A 17094-nucleotide genomic window follows, 5' to 3' on the forward strand; every position below is an offset into this window, starting at 1 on the left:
TCTCGGTGCGCTGGTCGTTCGGTCTCACATCGAGTCTGAAGGTTTGGGCAGCGTCGCGCCGTCGAAGCCAGAGAATTCTCAGACTTCGACCGAATTCAGGCCGCCGTACCGAACGCGCCACGGTACGGAGTGGCATGGCTCCACTCCAGTGCGGCAGCGGTGACGTCGGACGCGGGAAGGTCGTGGTGATGGGTCTGGATGAACGCGATCAGTGCGCGGGCGGTGCGCGCGAGGGCGACCTTGTGTCGCCGGGACGTCTCCGCGAGTTCGGTGAACGCGTCGTTCTCGGAGCATCCGCGGTAGGCGATGAGGATGCCGACAGCGATGTCGACGGCCGTGCGGGTGGAGTAGCTGGGCGCTGTCATGAATGTTCTCCCAACCTGCGTCGGAATGGGTACCACTCCATCCTCCCGCACTCGGTAGGACGTCGAAAGGGTTCGAATCTCCTCGAGCCTTCGTCGTGCGAGTTCTTCACCGAGGTTTTCCCTTACGGTAGGGGCATGGCTACCGTCTGGACGATCCCGATCGACATCACTTCTCGCTGGCTCGACAATTCCGAGGTCCAGACTTTCCTCGCGTCCAACGACCTGGACAACGCCGCACCCGACCCCCGGGTGCGGTTCGCGCAGTTCGCGGACGTCACGAAGTCGCTGGAACGGCACATCGGGCATACCTTCTCCTCGGTGCAGGGCGCGGCCACCGCACTCTTCGACGGCATCGACGGCGGTGTCCCCGTCGCGCTGAAATTGGCGGCGCTGCGCCTGATTCTGAAAGAGGTGTATCAGACCCGCCACGCGCCGCAGCCGTTCCCGAAGCGGGTGGGCGAGGAACTCGGCACCTACGTCTATGCCCTTCTCGACCCCCGCAACCGGTCGGTGTTCTACGTCGGAGCCGGACGGGGCACCCGGGTGTACGGCTACGTGTGGGAGGCGTTGGCGGAAAACGAGCACCGGAAGACGCTCGAGGATCCGGAGACCGACAGCGCGGAGGTGAAGGCCGCGACGATTGCGCGCATCCGCGAGATCTACGACTCCGGGCACGAGGTCGAGCACTACGTCGTCGCGCATCGGATCGCCGACAGCGGCGGCGTCGCCGACGCGGTGCGCAGTGGAGTCGTGGGAGCACTGGGGCTGAACGAGGGTGCGGTGCTCAGCAATCTCGCCGGCGGCGCGGGCGAGCATCGTGCGGTGCCCGTCGACGACCTCGTGTTGCAGTACGCAGCAGAACCCGTCCCGAACCTGCCGACCCCCTGCGTCGTCCTCGAGGTGCCCGCCGCGTCCCGGCGCGGCGTGACGCCGGATGAGGTGTACGAACTGTCCCGTGGCGCGTGGGCGGCAGGCGCGGCCGTCCGCAATACCGACGACATCCCGGTGATCGTGTTCGCGGACAACATCGTTCGTGCCGCCTACCGTGCCAAGTCCTGGTCGTCGGTCGCACGACCGGGCGACGCGGCGCTGTGGCGGTTCACGGGCGAGCCCGACACCGAACTGGAGAGCCAGTTCGTGAACAAGCGGATCGTCCCCGCCAAGGTCGGTCTGAAGAAGTGGCCCACCCACGGCTGGGTCCCGCATCTCACCCAGGCGCGCCCCGGCCGCTGACGTGAGTGGCAAAGCGTGCCCCGGCACACTTTGCCACTCACCTGCGGAGTGGGCGTCCCGAGTCGGTGGGTTGTGGTAAGTCTGAGCCGACCGGAGTTGGGGAGCGAAGGGAGGCCACGTGCTCGTACTGCATCGCGCCGAGCGTTCCACCACTCTCGCGTCGGCTCTCGGCGACGTGCTCGCGACCCCGCTGTCCGATCCGTTCGGCCGGGAGGTCGTGGCTGTCCCGGCGAAGGGTGTGGAGCGCTGGCTCACGCAGCGACTCTCGACCGTGCTCGGTTCCCGGCCCGGCGTCGGCGACGGCGTCGCTGCGAACATCGACTTCCCGTCACCGGCCCGGCTCGTCGACGAGTGCCTCGCCGCCGCCACCGGAGTGTCCGCCGACGACGACCCGTGGAATCCGTCCCGGGTGCTGTGGGCGTTGCTCGGCGTCGTCGACGACTGCCTCGGTGCGCCCTGGTGTGCCGTCCTCGCGAAACATCTCGGGCACGGCCTCCCGGACCGCGACCCGGACGATCACCGGCCGGGCCGGCGCTACGCCACCGCGTCACACCTCACCGATCTGTTCCGGAGTTACGCCGCACAGCGGCCGGCGATGCTGGTCGACTGGGCCGGCGGTCGCGACACCGACGGTGCGGGCGGTCCCCTCGACGACGACCTTCTCTGGCAGGCCGAACTGTGGCGACGGCTGCGGGAGCGGGTCGGCAGTCCCGCTCCCGCCGAGCGCCTCGACTCCGCCTGCGCCCGGCTGCGCGCAGAACCTCACCTCGTCGAACTCCCCGCCCGACTGTCGCTGTTCGGCCCGACGCGCCTCGCGACCGATCAGATCGCCGTCCTCGCCGCCCTCGCCGTCAATCGTGATGTGCACCTGTGGCTTCCGCATCCGAGTCCCGCCATGTGGTCGTCGCTGTCGACGACGGAGGGCGTCCTCGCACGGGCGGACGACCACACCGCACTGTCCGTCGCGCACCCGCTGCTGTCGAGCCTGGCGCGGGACGTTCGCGAACTCGAGTCGAGGCTGACCCGTCTCGACGTCGACGACATCCACCACGAGGGACCCGCACCCCGCGACTCGCTGCTGGGGTGCCTGCAGGCGGATGTCCGGGACGACCGGGCGCCCGCGCTCGCCGAGTGCACTGCCGACACGTCCGTCCAGGTCCACGCGTGCCACGGACCGGCCCGCCAGGTGGAGGTGCTGCGCGAATGTCTCCTGCATCTCTTCGAGGACGATCCGACTCTCGAGCCGCGCGACGTGCTCGTCATGTGCCCCGACGTCGAGTCGTACGCCCCGCTGATCCGGGCCGCGTTCGGGCAGGACGTGCTCGGGCATCCCGGCCATCGTCTGCGGGTCCGGCTCGCCGATCGTGCCCTGCACCAGACCAATCCGGTTCTCGCCGTGGTGTCGACTCTCCTCGAACTCGCCGACGCGAGGGTGACGGCGAGTCAGGTCCTGGACCTGTCGGCGGCCGCGCCGGTGCGCAGGCGGTTCCGGTTCGGCGACGACGACCTCGAACGGGTCCGGGAGTGGGCGACCGCGACGGGCGCCCGCTGGGGAATCGGGCCGCGGCAGCGCGCGTCGTTCGGTCTCGGCGACTTCCCGCAGAACACGTTCACCACCGCGCTCGACCGCATCCTGCTCGGCGCCGCGGCCGACGAGTCGGAGGGCGAATGGCTCGCCTTGGCGCTTCCGCTCGACGACGTCGACAGCAACGACATCGACCTCACCGGGCGGCTGGCCGAATTCGTCGACCGGCTCGACGTCGCGCTGCGCGGGCTCGGCGGGCCGCAGTCGGTCGCAGAGTGGTCGAGCGCGCTGACCCGGGCGCTCGACCTCCTCGTCGACGTCAGCGCCGCCGACACGTGGCAACTCGCGCAGGCGCGAAGAGAACTCGGGGCGGCGATGGAACACGGCGGCGACGCGCTCCTGCGACTGTCGGACGTGCGCGCCATGCTGGCCACCCGGCTCGCGGGCCGTCCCACCCGCGCGAACTTCCGCACGGGCGAGCTGACGGTGTGCACCATGGTGCCGATGCGGTCGGTGCCGCACCGCGTGGTCGTTCTCCTCGGTCTCGACGACGAGGTGTTCCCACGCGGGGTGAGCGTGGACGGCGACGACGTTCTGGCCCGTAATCCCCTTCTCGGTGAACGCGATCCGCGCAGCGAGGATCGGCAGTTGCTGCTCGACGCCGTGATGTCGGCGAGTGAGAAACTCCTGCTGTTCTACACGGGCGCCGACCCCGTCACCGGTATGGCGCGACCGCCGGCGATCCCGCTGTCCGAGCTGCTCGACGCGGTGGCGGCCACCGTCGGGAGCGATGCCCTCCCCGGCATCGTGACCCGGCATCCGTTGCAGCCGTTCGATGCACGCAACTTCCGGCCCGAGCACCCGTTCAGTTTCGACCGTGCGGCGCTGGCCGGTGCCCGCGCGGCGCAGCACCCGCCCGAACCGGAGCCCGCATTCCTGCCGGCGCCGTTGGTGCCGCCGCAGCGCGAGGACGTCGATCTCGCCGACCTCATCGCGTTCCTGGTGCACCCGACGCAGGCGTTTCTGCGGCAACGGCTCGGGTTGCGGGTCCCCGACGTGGACGAGGACCTCGCCGACGCACTGGAGGTGTCGCCCGATCCGCTGGCCCGGTGGGATCTCGGCCAGAGGATGCTCGTCGCGAGGCTGGCGGGAGTCGAACTGGCCGACTTCCGCGCCGCGGAGTGGCGCCGAGGGACGTTGCCGCCGTTCAAGTTGGGGGAGTCGGTGCTCGGTGGAATCGAGCACGCGGTCGAGTCGCTCGTCGCCGTCAGCGGGTCCGTGCACGTCGGCCGGGCGGAGACCGTGGACGTCGATGTCGATCTCGGCTCCGGACGGCGCCTCACCGGGACCGTCGGCGGTGTGCACGGATCGGTGATCGCGAGCACCACGTATTCGAAGTTGGGGCCGAAACACCGCCTCACCGCCTGGGCGCAGTTGCTGGCCGTCGCGGCGTCCGACAACGAGACCGAATGGACTGCCGTCACGACCGGCCGCGGCGCGTACAGCCGTCCGGCGTGGCGCTCGACCCTCACCGCACCCGAGAACGCAGCGGAGGAGTTGGTGCGGCTCGTCGAACTGCGCGATCTGGGGTTGCACGCGCCGTTGCCGATCGCCACGGGCGCGTCGGCGGCGTATGCCGAACGACGCCACGGCGGCAGCAGCATGGAGGACGCGATCGAGGCGGCCCGGAAGGAATGGAGCAGTGATTTCGGTGACTCACGCGACCGGCACATCACGTACGTGTACGGGTCCTCACCGGGCATCGACGTACTCGGCGACACGGTGACCATCGAGAATTACGCCCGGCAACTGTGGGCGCCGCTGCTCGCCGCCGAGACGTTGGCGCAGCCGTGACCGGCGCGCGAGGCTTCGACCTCCTCGGTCCGCTGCCGGAGGGTACGACTGTGCTCGAGGCGAGCGCCGGTACCGGCAAGACGTACGCGATCGTCGGCCTGGCCGCCCGATTCGTCGCCGAGGGGGGCGTGGACCTGTCGCAGCTGTTGCTGGTGACGTTCAGCCGGGCGGCGACGCAGGAGCTGCGTGAACGCACCCGTGAGCGATTCGGTTCCGCCGCAGCCGCATTGGCCGACCCCGCGGCGGCGCGACTGAGCGCGGATCACGTGGTCCGGCATCTCGCGGAGGCCGACCCCGAGGAGGTGACGTTGCGGCGCCGGCGCCTGCTGCAAGCCCTGTCGGACTTCGACGCCGCCACCATCGTGACCACCCACAGCTTCTGTCAGCGCATGCTCGACGGGCTCGGCATCGCGGGCGAGCGCGACCCCGACGCGGTGCTGGTCGAGGCCGCCGACGACCTCACGACGGAGGTGATCGCCGACCTGTACCTGCGGGCCTACAGTCGCGTCGAGGTCGCGCCGTTCACTCCGGCGGAGGCCACCGCGGCCGCCCGGGCCGCCATCTTCGACCCGCAGGCCGTGCTCGCCCCGGAAGATGCGCGGGGCACCCCTGCCGGGGATCGGGTGGCGTTCGCCGAGGCGGTGCGCGCCGAAGTCGAGCGGCGCAAACGCGCGGTGGGTCTGCGTGACTTCGACGATCTCCCGATGCTCCTCCATCGTGTCCTCAGCGATCCCGAGCACGGTGCGGCGGCCTGCCGGCGGGTCCGCGACCGCTACGGCGTCGTGCTCGTCGACGAGTTCCAGGACACCGACCCGCTGCAATGGGACATTCTGCGCCGAACATTCCACGGCAGCGGAACGCTGGTGCTCGTCGGCGATCCGAAGCAGGCCATCTACGCGTTCCGCGGCGCCGAGGTGCTCAGCTATCTGGACGCGGTGCGGTCCGCCGACCGTCACCAGGAGTTGACCACCAACTGGCGCAGCGATCAGGAACTCCTCGACGGCCTCGAATACCTGCACGGCGGCGCGGCACTCGGGCATCCCGAGATCGTGGTGCACCGCGTCGACGGTGCGAGACCGAAGTCGCGTCTGACGGGGGCCGCGCCGCTGCGGCTGCGGTATCTGCCGAGGACCGGCGCCGGGCCGATCAACAAGTCGGGATACCCCGCGGTGGGGCCGCTCCGGAAGCGGATCGCGGCAGATCTCGCCGCCGACATCGTCGCCCTCCTCGACGGTGGCGCGACACTCGACGTCGGGGGAAGCGTCCGACTCGTCGAACCCGGCGACATCGCCGTCCTGGTCCGCACCAACGCGCAGATCACCCTGGTCCACAACGCCCTCGACCGGGCGGGTGTGCCGTCCGTGCTCGCCGGCGGCGCCAGCGTCTTCACGACTCCGGCGGCGCAGCACTGGCTGTGGATCCTGCAGGCCATCGAGCAACCGCACCGTTCCGACCGGGTGCGGCTGGCCGCGCTCACCCCGCTGCTCGGACATACGGCCGAGGAACTCGACGCCCGAGGTGACGACATCGTCGCCGAGGTGGGCGGGCAACTCCGGGAACTCGGCGCGGTGTTCGCGCAGTCCGGTTTCGCGGCGCTGTTCGAACGACTGTCCGCGGTCGGCGCGCTGGAGGCGCGACTGCTTCGGGTGGCGGCGGGCGAGCGGGCGCTGACCGATCTCCGGCACGTGGCGCAGTTGCTCAACAGTGCCGCCGTCGAGCAGTCGCTCGGTCTGACGGCCGTCACCCGCTGGCTCACCGAGCGCATGAAGGATCCGTCCTCGGGCGGGGTGGATCGCAGTCGACGCCTCGACAGTGACGCCGCGGCGGTGCAGATCGCGACCGTTCACGCCAGCAAGGGCCTCGAATTCCCGCTCGTCTACCTGCCGTACGCCTGGGACGCCGCCAAGATCTCGAAACCGAGCAAACTGCTGCTGCACGACGACGACGGGCGACGCATCCTCGACGTCGGTGGTCCCGGCAGCCCCGGCTACGCGGACCGCCGGAACCGGCACGACGCCGAAGAGGCGGGGGAAGAGTTGCGGCTGCTGTACGTCGCGCTGACCCGGGCGATGTGCGGGCTCGTGGTGTGGTGGGCGCCGGCGTTCACGACGGCGGGCGCACCGCTGCACCGGATGATCCTGGGGCGGCAGCCCGGGCAGCGGGAGGTCCCGCAGAAGGTCACCGTTCCCGAGGATCCGGTTGTCGCGGAACGGTTGTCCGCGTGGGGTACGGCGGCGCCCGAGACGGTGACCGTCGAGGCGGTGGGCTCCGACCCGATCGTTCGGGTCGGATGGACACCGCAGCGTGAGCCCAGCGGAGACCTCGAAGCCGCTCGGTTCCGGCGGCTGCTCGACACGCGCTGGCGTCGCACGTCGTATTCGGCGTTGACCGCGTCCGCGCACGACGCGCCCGCGGTGGGCAGCGAGGCCGAGGTCGAGGAGAAGACGGACGAACCGGCCGAACCTCCATTGCAGGCGCCGGCCGACCTCACTGCGGGGGTGCCGTCGACGATGAACGAGCTGCCTGGCGGCGCGACGTTCGGCACGCTCGTGCACGCCGTCTTCGAAATCGTCGACACCGCGGCACCCGACCTGGACGCAGAAGTCCTGCGGTGCTGCCGCGACGTGATCGCGTCGACCCTGTCGGACATCGACCCCGCCCAGCTGGCGACGGCGCTCGTGCCCGTGCTGCGCACTCCGCTCGGCGCGGGGCCCGAGCCGACACTCGCCGACATCGCCCCCGCAGACCTGCTGGCGGAACTCGACTTCGAACTGCCGCTCGCCGGCGGCGACACACCGTCGCTCACCGTGATGCTCGATGGAATCGGCAGGCTGCTGCGCACTCACCTTCCCGTCGACGATTCGTTGCGGTCGTACGCCGATGCCGTGCAGACACTCGAACCGACCCCGCTGCGCGGATACCTCACCGGCAGCATCGACGCCGTGCTGCGACTGCCCGGACCGCGGTACGTCGTGGTCGACTACAAGACCAATCGCCTCGCGCAGGGCGACCTGACCACCGCGCACTACACCCGCGAGAGGATGGCCGCCGAAATGCTGCGGGCGCACTATCCGCTGCAGGCGTTGCTGTATTCCGTTGCGTTGCACCGCTACCTGCGCTGGCGGCAGCCGGACTACGATCCCGCGGTGCACCTCGGTGGTGTCCAGTATCTGTTCGTTCGCGGAATGGTCGGCCCCGACACCCCACCGGGCTGTGGAGTCTTCGACTGGGCGCCGCCCGCCGCGCTGATCGCCGAGCTGTCCGATCTGCTGTCCGGGTCGGCCTCCGAGCACGGGGAGACGCGATGACCGAGGTGCAGGTGGCGCAGCGCGGCAAGGGGATGCTGCGGATCTTCAACGAGGCCGGTGTGCTGGCCGCCGCGGACGTGCACGTCGCGTTGCGGTTGTCGGCGCTCGGCGGCGAATCCTCGGAAGACGTCGTATTGGCGACCGCGCTGGCGGTGCGCGCGGTGCGGTCCGGTTCGGTGTGCCTCGACCTCACGCGGATCCGCGAAGTGACCGTCGACGAGGAGTCCGAAGTCGATCTCGACGCGCTGCCCTGGCCGGACGACGGCACCGTCGTCGAGGCACTGCGGCGGAGTCCGCTGGTCACGGGCGGTTCGGCCGGACCGCTGCGACCGCTGCGGCTCGTCGACACCGCCGAGGGCGGGCTGCTCTACCTCGACCGGTACTTCCGGCAGGAAGCGACCATCCGGCGGGTACTCGACCAGCGCGCCGTCGGGTATCCCCTCGTCGACGAGCAGTCGCTGCGGGAGGGGCTGGACGTGTTGTTCCGCGACCAGCACGACCACGGGGCGCCGTCTCCGTCGCCGGATCGGCAGCGGATCGCCGCCGCGGTCGCCGCCACACAGTGGACGTCGGTGGTGGTCGGCGGACCCGGAACAGGTAAGACGCACACTGTCGCCCGGGTGCTGGCGCTGCTGATCAGACAGCCCGGGCCGGGGCTGCGTATCGCGCTCGCCGCACCCACCGGGAAGGCCGCGGCGCGGTTGCAGGAGTCGGTGCGCGAGCAGTCCGACGCACTCGGGTTGCCGTCCGACCTGACTGCGATGACGCTGCATCGGCTGCTGGGCTGGCAGCGCGGACGCGGCAGCCGGTTCCGCTACAACGCGAACAATCACCTGCCCTACGACGCGATCGTGGTCGACGAGACGTCGATGGTGTCGCTGACGATGATGTGCCGGCTCCTCGAAGCGGTCCGCCCGGACACTCGGCTGGTGCTCGTCGGCGACCCCGATCAGCTGACGTCCGTCGACGCGGGCGCGGTCCTGGCCGATCTCGTGGCCCGGCCGGTGACGGGAACCGAGAATCCGGTGCTCACCAGGATCGTCGGCGACGACCTCGAGGCCGCCGACGACCCGCTCGAGGCCGCCTTGAGTGCGGGAGAACGGGACAGAGTGCGTGGCGGTGTGGTCCGGCTCAGCCGCGGGCGTCGGTTCGGCGGCGGCATCGCTCAGCTGGCTGTCGCGGTGCGGAACGGCGAGCCGGACGAGGTCATGAAGATCCTGTCGAGCGGTGCCCCCGAGGTGTCGTTCCACGGTCCGGAAGACCTGGACGCACTGCGGGCGGACGTGGTGGGGACGGCTGCCGCGGTCACCGGGTCTGCGGAATCCGGTGATGCCTTTGCTGCCCTTCGGCATTCGGAGGAGCACCGGCTGTTGTGCGCGCACCGGGAAGGTCCGTACGGCGTGCAGCGGTGGGCGCGGCAGGCGATGGAGTGGATAGGGGAGGCGACGGGGCAGCGGCTGAACCCGGATCGCTGGTATCCGGGCCAGCCGCTGATGGTGACTGCCAATGATCACGAAACGAAGATCTACAACGGCGACACCGGGGTGATCGTGCGCCGCGACGACGACGAACTCGTCGCCGCCTTCGTGCGCGGCAGCGAACCGTTCCTGCTGCACCCGACGCATCTGTCCGCGGTGCAGACGGTGTACGCGATGACGATTCACCGCAGTCAGGGCAGCCAGTACGACACGGTGTCCGTGGTACTTCCCGGCGAGGCGTCGTCGCTGCTGACTCGCGAATTGCTGTACACCGCGATCACCCGGGCACGGCAGCACGTGCGGATCATCGGGTCCGAGGATGCAGTGCGGGCGGGAGTGCAACGCCGGGTGCTGCGGGCGAGTGGGCTCCGGAGGGCGATTCCGTAGCCCGGCTCCGCCGGTAAGCGATCACGACCGCCAGCGTTGCCGACACGAAGACGACCTGCAGGAGTGTCCGGGGGATCAGGGCTTCGAACGGTCCCGTCGAGAGTCCCTCCACGGCGGCGTACACGTTCGCCGGGAACATCACGATGAGCAGGGCGGTGAGGCAGCCCGCCGCCCACGGCGCAATGCGTCGTATCAGCAGCCCCGCGGCGCCGGCCAGTTCGAGTAGACCGGTCACGGTCACCAGCAGCCCGGGATTCGGCAGCGACGGCGGGACCATGGCAACGAGTTCCGCACGCATCCCGACGAAGTGGGCCATGCCGGTCAGGGTGAACATGGCCGCGAGGCCGCCCCGCAGGGCGACGGGCCACGGCCGCAGCCGGCGCACACCAGCCGCGCCCGCGACGAGGAGTGCCAGAGTGACGGCAACGAGGGCGATCAAGGGTTCCATGGTCCTTCTCCTGAATCGATCACTGTTCGTGGGTGGTGGTGCTGCGGGACAGCCGGTCTCGGGCGCGGCTGAACTTCTGCGCGACGGGGACACGTGCGGTGGCACGAGCCAGGCCCATCGCCGGCGTGCCGACGTAGATCGACTCGGCGCGGTCCACCGGATAGGTCTCGTGCCAGACGCCGACCGCACCGGGTGCCTTGCGGGCCCGCCGGTTGAATGCGGCCCAGGCCGGACGATGCGTCGCTCGGCTGTCACTGGCGTAGGCGTACAGCTTGTCGACGGAGTTCCAGTACTGGATCACTGTCGGGCCGCGCCCCTCGAACGTCAGGCGGTAGCCCATCAGACCTGAATCCGGGTCCTCGGACAGTTCGCGCAGCATCCTCGGCATGGCGAGGAAGGTGGGCAGCCAGAGGTCCGGTCGCCAGGGTCGGTTGATGGTCATCCCGATCAGGAAGACCACCAGTTCTCCGTCGTAGTGGTGCGTCGAACGGGCGGGTTCGATCGTCGTCATCGGATGCCTCCCAATGTTGGATACCGATACTATCTAATAATGGATAGTGTCGGTATCCAATGTCAAGGGGTGTGGGCATGAAAAACCCGGGCCGCGCAGTGCGCGGCCCGGGTGAATGGGTCAGGAGTGGGCTACGGCGCCGGAGCGGGCGGTGCCGGTGTCGGTGTCACCGGGACGACCGACGCGAGTGCGCGCTCGTGGGCCTCGGTGGACCATTCGGGCTCGGTCGTGATGTTCATGTCCCCGACGATCGTGCCGAAGATGTCGATGTCCGTGCTGTACAAGATCACCGCGTTGCGCTGCGAATCCGTGAAGTTCGTGCCGGTGATGTTCGCGTCGCTCAGATCGGCGTACGACAGATTCGCGGCAGCGAAGTTGGTGCCGGTGAGATTCGCCCGTTTCATGTTCGCCCCCGACAGGTCGGCGAAGCTCAGGTTCAGGCCGGCCAGATTCGCGGCACTCAGATCGGCGCCGGGGCAGGTCGTGCGATCGTCGGGATTCGGATTCGCCACAATTCTGCAGCCGTTGATCTCGGTGAGGACGTCCGCCGCGGCTGTTCCGGCGCCCGCGGTGAGTGCGGCACCCCCGGCCAGCGCGACCGCGCCCAGTGTCAGAGCCCTGAAATGTGTCCTGCTCATGCGGGACTGCCCCCTCGCGTAGAACCTCAACCGTCATCGCCGAACTTAGTGCCGAGCGCCCTGCGCCGCGCGGGAAATGGCGACACCTGCACGTCGGGTGAGGCGTCGCCGGACGCACACGCACCCCTTCTCGGCAGACGCACCCGTTCTCGGGCCCGAAACGGGGTGCGTGGGCACAGAAGAGGTGCGTGTGCGGGCGCGGCGCGCCGGTGCTGCCGGAGCGGCGGGCGCGGCGGGCGCGGGCAGAAATACGGTCGCACCCCTTCTCGGCAGGCGCACCCGTTCTCGGGTCCGAAACGGGGTGCGTGGGCGCAGAAGGGGTGCGTGTGCGGGCGCGGCGCGCCGGTGACCGACTACTCGCAGGCGATGCCGTCGTTGTCGCGGTCGAGGTGCGGGGCGTAACCGTCCTGGCCGCGGTAGATCGGCGTCACGCCGGCATTGCGGGCCTCGGTGCAGTTCTTGTACCCCGCCCGCGGTGCGGGTGCCGGGGGTGCCGGAGCCGCCTGCGGTGCTGGGGCTGCCTGGGGCGCCGGGGCGACTTGCGGTGCGGGTGCCGGTGCTGCCGGGGCGGCGGGCGCGGGCGGCAGGAGGGGGTTCACGGCGTCGGCCGAACCGCTGGGAATCAGGGACGCAATCTCCGGGGGAAGGAAATCGAAGATCGTCGCCGCCTGCGCGGAGGGCGCGGCTGCCATAGAAATGGCGGCACATCCGAGGACGCCGAGAATTAACCGTCGAGCTTTCATGCTTACCTCGTTCAGGGGTGGGGTAGGGCTTCCACGGAATGGTCGGGAAATGCCACGACGGGCGATCCATTCGGTGTGACGAGAATAGTAGCCAATTCGAAAGCTGTTGAGGCGCAATGATCCTCTGTGTCATTCACTCGAATGACACAACCCTCGACCTGTACTTGAACAAAAAACTACCGAGGAATTCAGATCGGGCACGATATGTGCCGAAGATTTCCGTGTCGTCGATCAGAACGACGAGAAACGGGCTCTATAGTCGCTCTGTGCTGTCATCTGCCTCCTCGACCATGACCCGGCCGGTGCGATTGCCGACGGGACACCGCTGGGTAGTCGTGGACGTCGAGACCTCCGGTCTGCGTTCGTCCACGCACAGAGTGCTCAGCGTCGCGGCGTTGGCGTTGCGTGAAGACGGTTCGGTGGAGCGCGAATTGGTGACGCTACTCAACCCGGGCTGCGACCCGGGACCGGTCCATATCCACAATCTCACGGCGCAGCGTCTGGCGGGGGCTCCTCGTTTCGAAGAGGTCGCGAAAGATCTGCTCGAGCTTCTCGACGGTCGGACCCTGGTCGCGCACAACGCGTCATTCGATTACGGCTTCCTCGACGCCGAGGTGCGACGGGCAGGGATGACGATGCCGACACGGCAGAGGCTCTGCACCCTTGCCCTGTCCCGCCGCCTCGAGATCGACGTCCCCAACCACAAGTTGTCCACTCTGGCCGCTCACTGGAAGGTTCGTCAGAACCGGGCTCACGACGCCTACGACGACGCCCTCGTGCTGACGGAGGTCTTCGCGCACAGCGCCTCGCTGGCCGAGTCACTCAGACTTCCTCTGCCGGTCGTCGGCTGCGCCGATCGGCGAGCGGTGTACCCCGATCGGGTTCCGCGCGTGGAGTCTCCGTGGCGGAATCCGGGGCGGCTGGATCCGGGGGTAGGACTGGTCCAGGGCATGAAACTGGTCATCAGCGGCAGCACGGATGTTCCCCGTCTTGCACTCGCCGAACGTCTGACCGACGCCGGCCTGGACGTCATGAATTCGGTCAGCCGTCAGACGAGTGTCGTCGTCTGCAACGACCCGCACTCGTCGAGTGCGAAGGTGCGCCGCGCGGTGGCTGACGAAATTCCTGTCCTGACCGAGCGGCAGCTCGGCAAGTTGTTGCTGCACGTGACACCGGGTGAGCCGAAGGCGGCCGCGGCACCCTCCGAAGTTCAGCAGCCTCGACCTGCGACAACGATCGCTCCCACGAAGCCTTGGCACGGCAGAAGAGTGCTGATCGTCGGTGGCTCGCATTCGGACTCCGTTCTGATGCGCTCCCGCATCGTGCAACTGGGCGCCAAGCCGTCGGTCAACCTCTCCGCGGGAGTCACCGATGTCCTCGTTCTCGACGGTGGCGAACTCGATCCCCGCATGGACCGAGTGTCGGCTCGACAGCTGCCGCTGCTCACCGCCGCCGATGTGAACTCCGCACTCGAACCGGCGGCACCACCCGAGCGGGGGGCGCCCCTCGAGCCGATCCGGCCGCCGTCCCAATGGGTTGCGCCGTTGCTCGCTCGCGGAGAGGTGATCGACCTGCCACCACAGACGGCATCGCTGACGGTCAACGCGTCTTGGCGCGCCCACACCGCGGACGATGCGTTCGACGTGGATGTGGTTGCTCTTCTTCTCGGCGAAGACGGCCGGGTCGGCTGCGACGAGGACTTTCTCTTCTACAACTCGCCGACGAGTTCGGACGGCACCGTGGAATTGTCCTGCGACGGCAGCAGCGAGCAGGGAGTGCGGATCGAATTGGCTGCCCTGCACTCCGACTACCAGTGCGTGTCCGTATCGGCGGCGATCGGCGGCGATCGGACCTTCGGTGAACTCGGTCCGATCTCGGTGACCGTGGACGCTCCGGACCACACAATCGCATCGTTCGTACTGGACGCCGGCACGACGGAACGGACGATGCATTTCGCCGAGATCTATCGACGCGCCGGGCGGTGGCGTCTCCGGGCGGTGGGTCAGGGGTACGAATACGATCTCGCGACGCTCGCCACCGAGTACGGGGTGACGGTCGACGACTGAGGATCCCTCACCGTTCGGAACCGACCGTGGCAGGGGCGGGCGCACTCCGCCGGATCTGCACGTCGGGGAAGGTGGGGATTTCGAATCGGGTGTGCACGAAGGGCTCGGTGCAGACGCGCTGGGCGTGTGCCGCGATGTCGCCGAGGGTGGTCACCCACATCCCGTCCATTGCCTTGACGTTTTCGATGAGTCGTTCCAATGCGGCTGCCTTGGAGGGTCTTCCGGAGATGAAAGGGTGGTTGGTGAGGACGAAGCACCCGCCTTCGGCGTGGTGGGCCTCCGCTTCGAAGGTCCACATCTCCAGCACCTTGGCGGGGCTTTCGATGACGCCGCTGCCGGTGACGCCGGGGTAGAACGCGTACTGCTCCCAGTCGTCGAGTGCCCAGTCGACGGGGATCTCGATCAACGTGCGTTCCGCCTCCGGGCTGGTCGCCATCAGGTAGGGCTTGTCGCCGTCGAGCAGGCTCGAGTCGTAGACGAACCCGCGTTCGGCGAGCAGCTCGGGTGTGTGCCAGTTCATTTCCCACCAGGGTGCGCGATATCCGACGGGGCGGATTCCCGCGACCTCCTCGAGCGCGTCGAGCCCCCGGTCGAGGTAGCGGGCCTCGGTCGCTGCGTCGAGGCCTTTCATGGGTTCGTGCAGATAGCCGTGGTGCCCCACCTCGTGCCCGCCGTCGATGATGGCGCGGACGGTGTCGGGGTAGCACTCGGCAGTGAATCCGGGCACGAAGAATGTCGCGCGGACGCCCTGGCGTTCGAGTAGTCGCAGAATGCGGGGGACGCCGACCCGGGGCCCGTACGACTGGTGGCTCATCAGCGACATACGGTTCACCGACGTGGGATCGTGGGCGAGGACGCAGGATTCGGCGTCGACATCGAAGGTGAAGGCGGCGGCTGCGGTGCGGCCCTGCGGCCAGGTGAAGTCGTTGTTCACGGTGTGCTCCTGGGGGTGTCGGGAGGGATCAGTTGCCGGTGAGGACGTCGGGGGAGTCGGTGGTCGCGGCAGATGGTGTCGGCGGTTGGCCGGTGATCCGGTACGGGCGGTGCGCGCGGGGTCCGAGGACTGCGTAGAGGGCGGCGGCAACTCCGCCGCCGGCCAGCCAGGACAGGTCGAGCCCGCCGAGCGCTCGTGCCGCGAAACCCTGAGTGAGGCTGGTGGCGCCGTACATGAACAGCCACGTCGCCGCGATTCCGGCGACGAAGCATCCCATCGTGGTCCAGTTGACGTCGGGCAGTCGGCGAGATCCGATCGGCTCGAACAGTCGTCGAGCGTCGATGTGTCGTTTCTCGACCCGGAAGTAGTGGACGAGCATGATGCCTGCCCAGCTCGCGATCCAGGCCACGATTGCCGCCAGCCAGGTCTCGAGCACGGTGGCCAGACTCGATTGGAAGATGAAGAAGATGACCACGACCAGGGCGAACATGCCGACCAGCAGGTTGAGCCTCCGACGGTGCACCTTGATGTCGAGGGCCTGTGCGGCGACCGAGAACGTGTAGATGTTGAGGATGTTGGTGGCGATCGGCCCGTGAATCACCAGGAAGAGCACCGGCAGGGCCAGTGCGCCGAAGTTCGACACGATCAACTCGCCAGGGTCCACGGCACCGTTGGTCGTGGCGAGGCTGGCGCCGAGCACGCCGAGCCACACCACCGGGACGAATTGACCGAGAGTGCTCGCCAGGTACAGTTTGCGCCGGGGCACGGTTGTGCTCACGAACCGTGAGTAGTCGCAGGCGTAGGTGAACCACGTGATTCCCCAGCCGATTCCGATCACGGTCATCACCGTGGACATCGCCGCGATCCGGGCGCCGCCGTGCAGGACTTCACCGGGGGGCCCGGCGTAGGACCAGTCGATGTCGAGGTGGAACCAGGCGACGACGGACATCAGCACGAGCACCGCCAGCGTCGGCGGAACCGTCCAGCGCTCGAACGCGGCGATGACGCGGTAGCCGAACCATGCAATGGTGACCTGGATCGTCATGATGACTGCTCCGACGAGAATCTTCGCTGCCAGGTTCCGTTCGTGCGGGTCGACGAGGTCGAGTTTGCCGAGCAGCGCCATGACCAGGTCCAGGACGATCCAGGTGTTCACCGCGCACCACCCGACCGCGAGGCAGGCCTGGATCGCGGCCGGGAGGTAGGCGCCGCGCCGGCCGAACGCGGCCCGCGACAACACCATGCCGGTGACCCCGGTGCGCTGGCCGATGAGAACGAATACGCCGAAAAGTGCCATGCCGACGACGTTTCCGGCGACCAGAACGATGAGGGTGTCGCGGAGGCCGAGCCCGAGGCCGATGCCGAGGGCGCCGAGAACCCAGTTGATGGGAGCGATATTGGCGCCCGCCCAGATCCAGAACTGGCCGGACACGCGCGTCGTGCGTGCTTCCTCGGGGATGGGTTGCAGTACTTCTTCGAAGTCGTGGACGTGGGGACTGTCTGTGGGAGTGTCGGTGACCATCGGACTCCTTTGTGAGGCCATGTCAGGTGGAGTTCCCATCATGCGGTGCGTGACCCGCATCACACCATTTACACTTTGCCAA

Annotated in this window: 12 protein-coding genes; 5 read left to right on the top strand and 7 right to left on the bottom strand. The window is 68.7% G+C overall.

Translation table 11 applies throughout. The features are described from left to right. Nucleotides 1–95: 95 nt before the first annotated feature. Nucleotides 96–365 carry an ANTAR domain-containing protein gene (locus tag OYT95_RS29520; RefSeq protein WP_037226714.1) on the bottom strand — a complete coding sequence of 90 codons (270 nt, stop codon included), beginning with the start codon at nt 363–365 and terminating at the stop codon, nt 96–98. A gap of 135 nt (nt 366–500) precedes the next feature. On the opposite strand from OYT95_RS29520, the gene OYT95_RS29525 reads away from it, so the two are divergent. The 4 genes from OYT95_RS29525 to recD all read left to right on the top strand — a co-directional run bounded on the left by OYT95_RS29525 (nt 501) and on the right by recD (nt 10150). After that, nucleotides 501–1598, top strand: a complete 1098-nt coding sequence (locus OYT95_RS29525; protein ID WP_128641643.1) for a GIY-YIG nuclease family protein — start codon at nt 501–503, stop codon at nt 1596–1598. Between the two features lie 118 nt (nt 1599–1716). Continuing rightward, a complete protein-coding gene (gene recC, locus OYT95_RS29530; RefSeq protein ID WP_268789811.1) occupies nt 1717–4977 on the top strand; it encodes an exodeoxyribonuclease V subunit gamma in 3261 nt (1086 codons plus the stop codon). Continuing rightward, nucleotides 4935–8285, top strand: coding sequence for a UvrD-helicase domain-containing protein (locus OYT95_RS29535; RefSeq protein WP_442972527.1), 3351 nt, complete (start codon nt 4935–4937; stop codon nt 8283–8285). Before recC ends, OYT95_RS29535 begins: the two co-directional genes overlap by 43 nt. Continuing rightward, on the top strand, nt 8282–10150 hold the full coding sequence (gene recD, locus OYT95_RS29540; RefSeq protein ID WP_037226720.1) for an exodeoxyribonuclease V subunit alpha: 1869 nt from the start codon (nt 8282–8284) through the stop codon (nt 10148–10150). The genes OYT95_RS29535 and recD overlap by 4 nt, the downstream gene beginning before the upstream one ends. Here the strand turns inward: recD and OYT95_RS29545 are convergent. The 4 genes from OYT95_RS29545 to OYT95_RS29560 form a co-directional block, all read right to left on the bottom strand. Then, nucleotides 10068–10598 (bottom strand): DoxX family protein, encoded by a 531-nt coding sequence (locus OYT95_RS29545; RefSeq protein WP_268789813.1) that lies wholly within the window; start codon nt 10596–10598, stop codon nt 10068–10070. The genes recD and OYT95_RS29545 overlap by 83 nt on opposite strands. A gap of 19 nt (nt 10599–10617) precedes the next feature. After that, nucleotides 10618–11109 (bottom strand): DUF4188 domain-containing protein, encoded by a 492-nt coding sequence (locus tag OYT95_RS29550; RefSeq protein WP_037226723.1) that lies wholly within the window; start codon nt 11107–11109, stop codon nt 10618–10620. Nucleotides 11110–11240: 131 nt separating this feature from the next. Further along, nucleotides 11241–11747 carry a pentapeptide repeat-containing protein gene (locus tag OYT95_RS29555; protein WP_268789814.1) on the bottom strand — a complete coding sequence of 169 codons (507 nt, stop codon included), beginning with the start codon at nt 11745–11747 and terminating at the stop codon, nt 11241–11243. 353 nt (nt 11748–12100) lie between these two features. Then, nucleotides 12101–12490, bottom strand: coding sequence for an excalibur calcium-binding domain-containing protein (locus OYT95_RS29560; RefSeq protein WP_268789815.1), 390 nt, complete (start codon nt 12488–12490; stop codon nt 12101–12103). Between the two features lie 290 nt (nt 12491–12780). Between OYT95_RS29560 and OYT95_RS29565 the strand changes: the two genes are divergently transcribed. Next, entirely contained in the window at nt 12781–14556 is a 1776-nt protein-coding gene (locus OYT95_RS29565; protein WP_268792289.1) for a TerD family protein, read from the top strand. A gap of 7 nt (nt 14557–14563) precedes the next feature. Here the strand turns inward: OYT95_RS29565 and OYT95_RS29570 are convergent, their stop codons facing one another. Beyond that, nucleotides 14564–15490 carry a polysaccharide deacetylase family protein gene (locus OYT95_RS29570; RefSeq protein ID WP_128641650.1) on the bottom strand — a complete coding sequence of 309 codons (927 nt, stop codon included), beginning with the start codon at nt 15488–15490 and terminating at the stop codon, nt 14564–14566. A 28-nt stretch (nt 15491–15518) separates the two neighbouring features. Further along, a complete protein-coding gene (locus tag OYT95_RS29575) occupies nt 15519–17033 on the bottom strand; it encodes a purine-cytosine permease family protein (RefSeq protein WP_268789816.1) in 1515 nt (504 codons plus the stop codon). Nucleotides 17034–17094: the final 61 nt, after the last annotated feature.

It is taken from the genome of Rhodococcus sp. JS3073 (genome assembly GCF_026810085.1).
GTDB lineage: Bacteria > Actinomycetota > Actinomycetes > Mycobacteriales > Mycobacteriaceae > Rhodococcus_F > Rhodococcus_F wratislaviensis.